This window comes from Thermodesulfobacteriota bacterium, assembly GCA_036397855.1.
GTDB lineage: Bacteria > Desulfobacterota_D > UBA1144 > Nemesobacterales > CSP1-2 > DASWID01.
The window spans coordinates 1-5,304 of the sequence record DASWID010000156.1; the positions used below are offsets into that span (position 1 = coordinate 1).

At 42.3% G+C, this 5,304-nt stretch carries 5 protein-coding genes; 1 reads left to right on the forward strand and 4 read right to left on the reverse strand.

Annotated elements, in window-relative coordinates; all coding sequences use genetic code 11:
• Positions 1-123: RtcB family protein (locus tag VGA95_12495; protein ID HEX9667359.1), on the forward strand; the 123-nt coding region annotated here is incomplete at its 5' end.
• Between the two features lie 159 nt (positions 124-282).
• Here the strand turns inward: VGA95_12495 and VGA95_12500 are convergent.
• The 4 genes from VGA95_12500 to VGA95_12515 all read right to left on the reverse strand — a co-directional run.
• Positions 283-3,543 (reverse strand): PDZ domain-containing protein, encoded by a 3,261-nt coding sequence (locus tag VGA95_12500; GenBank protein ID HEX9667360.1) that lies wholly within the window; start codon positions 3,541-3,543, stop codon positions 283-285.
• 326 nt (positions 3,544-3,869) lie between these two features.
• Positions 3,870-4,040 carry a hypothetical protein gene (locus VGA95_12505; protein ID HEX9667361.1) on the reverse strand — a complete coding sequence of 57 codons (171 nt, stop codon included), beginning with the start codon at positions 4,038-4,040 and terminating at the stop codon, positions 3,870-3,872.
• Positions 4,037-4,606 (reverse strand): class I SAM-dependent methyltransferase, encoded by a 570-nt coding sequence (locus VGA95_12510; protein HEX9667362.1) that lies wholly within the window; start codon positions 4,604-4,606, stop codon positions 4,037-4,039. The genes VGA95_12505 and VGA95_12510 overlap by 4 nt, the downstream gene beginning before the upstream one ends.
• Before the next feature lie 53 nt (positions 4,607-4,659).
• Positions 4,660-5,304 (reverse strand): hypothetical protein (locus VGA95_12515; protein ID HEX9667363.1); only part of this gene is annotated, 645 nt, incomplete at its 5' end.

A 5,304-nucleotide genomic window follows, 5' to 3' on the forward strand; every position in this document is an offset into this window, starting at 1 on the left:
GGGCTCACCGAGGAGTCTCCGGAAGCGTACAAAGATGTTAATGAGGTTGTAGATGTTATAGCCGAGGCGGGCATTGCAAAGAAGGTTGCCCGTCTGAAACCCATTGCCGTAGTTAAAGGATAAAACGTGAAAAATAGGGACACTCATTTTAGTGATCATACATTATTACTTAATCCGTTCATCATTTAGTTGAATAATAACGGTCGGGTAAGTATCATGCCAGTTATAAATAGTGTCAGTCCCTATTTTCCTGAATTTCGTGATTAACGTCTGAAGTTAGTTTTAATTTACCATACCCGATCGATCCGGGTACACGGGTCTTTCGGGCGTTTGAAGATGGTTCTTTTCCAGCAAATCCACAACAACTTCAATTGCTTTGTTTAGTTGCCGGTCGTTACCCGCAGCCACTTCTTGGGGAGAGTTCTCAACTTCATAGTCGGGTTTCACACCGAATCCCTCTACTTCCCATTTGCCCTCTGAATTCCAAAAAGCGTAGCTCGGCGCTGTTACGAATCCTCCATCTAATAGGTTTGGGCTGGCGCCAATTCCGATGAGGCCTCCAAGGGTTCTAGTTCCAACAAGCTTTCCTAACTTAGCCTTCCGGAAATAGTAGGGAAAGGCGTCACCGCCCGATCCTGACCAACCATTTATTATCATCACCTTAGGGCCATTGTGCGATATGGTAGGAGTCTGTAAATCTCTTTGATCGCGCCTTGCCCAGAAGTTTAAAATCGGACGATTAAGTAATTCGATAAATCGATCTGGTATTTGACCTCCGCTGTTGAATCTCTCGTCTATTACTAGACCGTCTTTAAATCTCTGTGGCGTAAATTGTCGTACTAATTCATTTTGACCATTTCTTCCCGTATCTGGGACATACACATAACCCACACGACCTTTAGTCTTGTCTTCTACCGTTTTTCGGTTGTTCTCAACCCAGGAGAGATAGCGCAGTTGTTGATCATCCTCTTTAGATAATGGTTTGATCAGAATCTCTCTTGAGCCTTTTACTATTGGGGAAGAGTTGATTGAGAGTGTCACAATTTGGTTTGCAAGACCTTGAAAGGCGTACCAAGGGTCCATTAAAGTGTCCAGTGGCTTACCGTTAACTGCGAGCAAGTATTGTCCTTCGTTGACATTTACTCCGGGATCGACCAGGGGAGAGCGTACGCCAGCATCCCAGGCCACTCCTCTATATATCTTTTTTATCCTATAGGCCTTGTTTTGCTTATCCAATTCAAAGTCGCATCCTAAAAGGCCAACCGAAATTTCCTCTGGTTGATCGATATCACCGCCGCCTACATACGTGTGTGAACTGTTCAGTTCTGAAATCATCTCTCCTATAACATAATTCAGGTCTTCTCTATCTACGAGGTAGGGTAAAAGTGCTTCATAACGGTTTTTAATTTTTTGCCAATCGACGCCGTGCATGTTTGGATCATAGAAAAAGTCGCGTTCAATTCGCCACGACTCATTAAAGATCTGTTTCCACTCCTCCAGTGGATCGATCCATACCTTCATCTGATCGGTAGGAATTGTATCATCACCGACCTTTTTGCCCTCTGCGAGATCGATAATGCCGTAGGTGGAGTTACTCTTGTATATTAACTTTTTGCCATTCGCGGAAGCTACGAAAGTATCGACGTTTTGTATTATAGTTTTTTCTTTTCCATCGGTTATGTCGTAATACTGAATTTTGCCCTCTGGACTCTCTGGTTTTGAAGAACCGGCGGCTGGGTATCTAACATAGACCACTTTGCCTTCAATAGCAGCGAGTCGACCGAAATTACCAGCCTCAACCGGTAGCTTGACGACGCGTCTTTCAAATCCGTCAACGTCTATATCACCGTTTCTAGTTTTATCTTCATCCACGGTCTTATTTTTATTTTCACCTGACTCCTCTTCATCACTTTGAAGGGCCAGCGGTGATTTTATATCTTTTTTAAGAGTAGCAGCATAAATTTCCGTAGAGTTAGGATAGATCCATGTATCATCAATGTCACTGTAAACTGGCTTAAAGCTCCTATTTGAATAAAAGAAAAGATACTTGCTGCTGGGATCGAACACTGGCGACATATCATCGTAATAATCACTTGTGACCCGGTGTTTCTTATTCTGCTTTACATCGTAGACCATGATAGATCCTTGACCATTAGACATCTTTTTCGAATATGCGAGCCATCTGCTATCTGGTGACCAAGAATAAGAGCTAACAAGGTCCCATTCGTCTTTATCGATTACTTTAAGTTTGTTGTTTTCAAGGTTAAGAAGATACAAATTTCCAATCGTATCGTTGAAAGCGATAAGTTTACTGTCCGGAGACCAAACCGGGGATTTTGGGAAGCCTTTTTTAATATTTGATATTTGTTTTTCCTTTCCGCTACCGTCGCTTGGACGAATATATAATTCGTATTCTCCAGAGCGGTCTGAGAAATAGGCTACAAACTTCCCATCAGGTGACCAGGCGGGGTACCTTTCGGCTATGCCAGAAGAATTGGTCAGGTTCCTTATGCTACCTTGCTTTGCTGGAACTGTTAAGACTTCGCCCCTGGCCTCAAAAACCGCTCTCTTTCCGTTAGGAGATAGATCGAACGTTGCGATAGAATTCGATACATCTTTTAGTTTGGGGCGAATATCTGGTAAGTCTGAGGGAATCTCTACACTGACTCTATTAGTAGTTTCATCTTTGAGGTTGAGTAGGAATAGCTTTCCCCCGTTCTCAAAGATAATCGAGTCGGGACCTAGGCTTGGCCATTTTACGTCGTATTCATCAAAGTTAGTGACCTGTCTTATTTCCTTTGTTTTTATACTGTAGGCCCAGATGTTTAGCTTTTTTTGGGGGTCTCGATCTGAAAGAAAGTAGATTGTGTTGTTATGCCACATTGGGATGCCGTCTGTACCTTGAAATTCTGTTATTTTTTCGGATGTATTATTCGTTAAGTTGTAAAGCCATATGTCGCTTGCCATCCCTCCACGATATCGTTTCCATGTCTGAGATTCTGCAGAGATAAATTGAAAGGCCATACGATTTCCGTCTGGACTAAAGCTAGCTAATTCTCCGTAAGCAAGGGGTAATGGTTCTGGCAAACCGCCGTCAATTGATTCTCTGAAGAAGCGATTGAAACGACTAAGCGGACTCATCATCTTTGAACGAAATAGAATGTTCTTTCCATCGGGATACCAATCAACGACCACGTCATCCTCTGGATGATGAGTTAATCTCTTTGGAATTCCGCCTCCTGTAGGAATGACATAAGCATCGATATTCCCGTCATAGTTTCCGCTGAACGCTATCGTTTTGCCGTCCGGTGAGAACTTTGGAAACAGTTCGTGTCCTTTGGCAGAGGTTAGTTTCCTTGCAATACCTCCCTCAATAGGCACAGTCCACAGATCCCCGGCATAAACAAAAACAACGTTATCGGCACTCACGTCCGGAAAGCGCAGCATGAGTGCATCTGGTTGATGGTTCTCTATAGTTTGAGAATATGTGGCCGATGAAATGAAAAATAGAAGAAGTCCCATCAATAACACTAATTTGTTCATTCTTAGATTCCCTATGCTAGTGAATTACTTTCTGTAATAGGATGCAATTATCTGGAAATGTGGTGCAATTTAAAATTGATTCCGAAAGTGCAAATTAATTCATAAATTATAACTAATTTTTTTTATGAATTTTAAATTTTCACCAGCGAATTCCATGTAGCTTACTCCGGCAATATTCACTCAATGTAGGCAGGAGATCACTTCGATATCCTCGCGATGACACCTAACGGTAGCGTCCTGCCGTTATTGCGAAATTTGCCCTCCGACCCTTCGATTATACTCACGACTCAGGATAAACTCCGAAATTGAAACAATTTCAGAACGCGTCATTTGCCCCCATTCTGTCTTTGCGAGGAGTTTTTCCCCGAAGCAATCTCATCTTTTTTTTTAACGTCAGATTGCTTCGCTCCCCTCGATTTCTCTGGTCTGCCGGCAGCAACTGAAGAGACTGTTTCTTTGTGTGTTGTTAACCTTTGGGTTGCTGCAGCATTATTCATTGCTTATCTGCGACGCCTTTGTACAGGTAACCGCCAAATCTGGGCGTTTTTTCCAGATAAAAGTTTTCCAACTGACATATTTTTAATTTAGTTGATGCGATTATATTTTTAATGTTTCGATTCAGATTGCAGCCATCAGCCAATATTTTGTTGACCGAGTTTAACCGATTTTGCCATTTTTCTACATTTGGATCCGGGCTTAAGCCGTGTTCAAGAAAAAAGAAACGGCCGCCTTGTTTTAAAACCCTTGTGATTTCCGAGAGGGCTTTGTCGACGTTTTCAATACTGCACAATGTATATGTGCTGACCACGCTGTCAAATGCACAGTCAGGAAAGGGTAGGGAGTCGGCACCTAATGTTTGGATATCAACCTTAATCCCTGATGATTCCACTCTCTTCAAGGCCTTTGGATTCATCCCATCGTTCGGTTCTACCGCTGTTATTTTCCTCACATGATCCGGGTAGAAGAAAATATTGATCCCCGTGCCAAACCCAATTTCGAGTATATTTCCATCAACATCTGAGAGCAGATCCTTGCGATATTTATCAAGGACTTTTCTGGACATCGCGAGATTACATAGCCTGGGGAAAATGTGTCTTTTGTATAGGCCCATTGTTTTTAATAGATATTTTTTGAGTCGTTAGGATTTTTGGGAATGTACGTATTGAGCCTGTTTTTCCATCCTGGAAGCCATCTCTTTTCATTTCTTTCCGGAGGCGAATTTTCTACGCGCCTGGCCAAAACCTTCTCCGCTGCTTCTACAAATTCCTTCAGTGCGGAAATTCCAGTCTCGGTTCCATTCATCTCTTCCAATACCTGAAGCAGACCCCAACCCTCTCCCATATAGCGTTCTGATGGATTTGTACCTTCCCCCTTGAAATTTACATAATCGATGAGGGCATACATGCCCATCGGTGAATTTGCTACTCGGAAGAATTTGGCTTTGATATTATCATGTTCTTCCCGTGGCGAGGAATCCAATAGATTGTCTAATGAATTTTGAAAACGGTTTGCTAAAAAAGAAGTCTGAACTGGTATTGTATCTATCAGAAATTGCATTAGTTCGATCATCCTTTCGCTATTTAAATCAGTCATGAACTCTTGGCGATTTTTCCAGGGTGAATCCTGGTTCGGTAATTTGTCGATCCAGTCTGGAGGTTCTATACCATTGTGTTTATAAAACTCTAAGAGCGTTGGAAAGGTCTCTTGAAATGGTCCTTCTTTACCTGTGGGATACCATATAAAGTGACCTATACCTAGTGA

Coding starts and splice junctions, on each gene's coding strand:
- VGA95_12500 (HEX9667360.1), bottom strand. CDS start 3,543: ATGAACAAATTAGTGTTATTGATGGGACTTCTTCTATTTTTCATTTCA.
- VGA95_12505 (HEX9667361.1), bottom strand. CDS start 4,040: ATGAATAATGCTGCAGCAACCCAAAGGTTAACAACACACAAAGAAACA.
- VGA95_12510 (HEX9667362.1), bottom strand. CDS start 4,606: ATGTCCAGAAAAGTCCTTGATAAATATCGCAAGGATCTGCTCTCAGAT.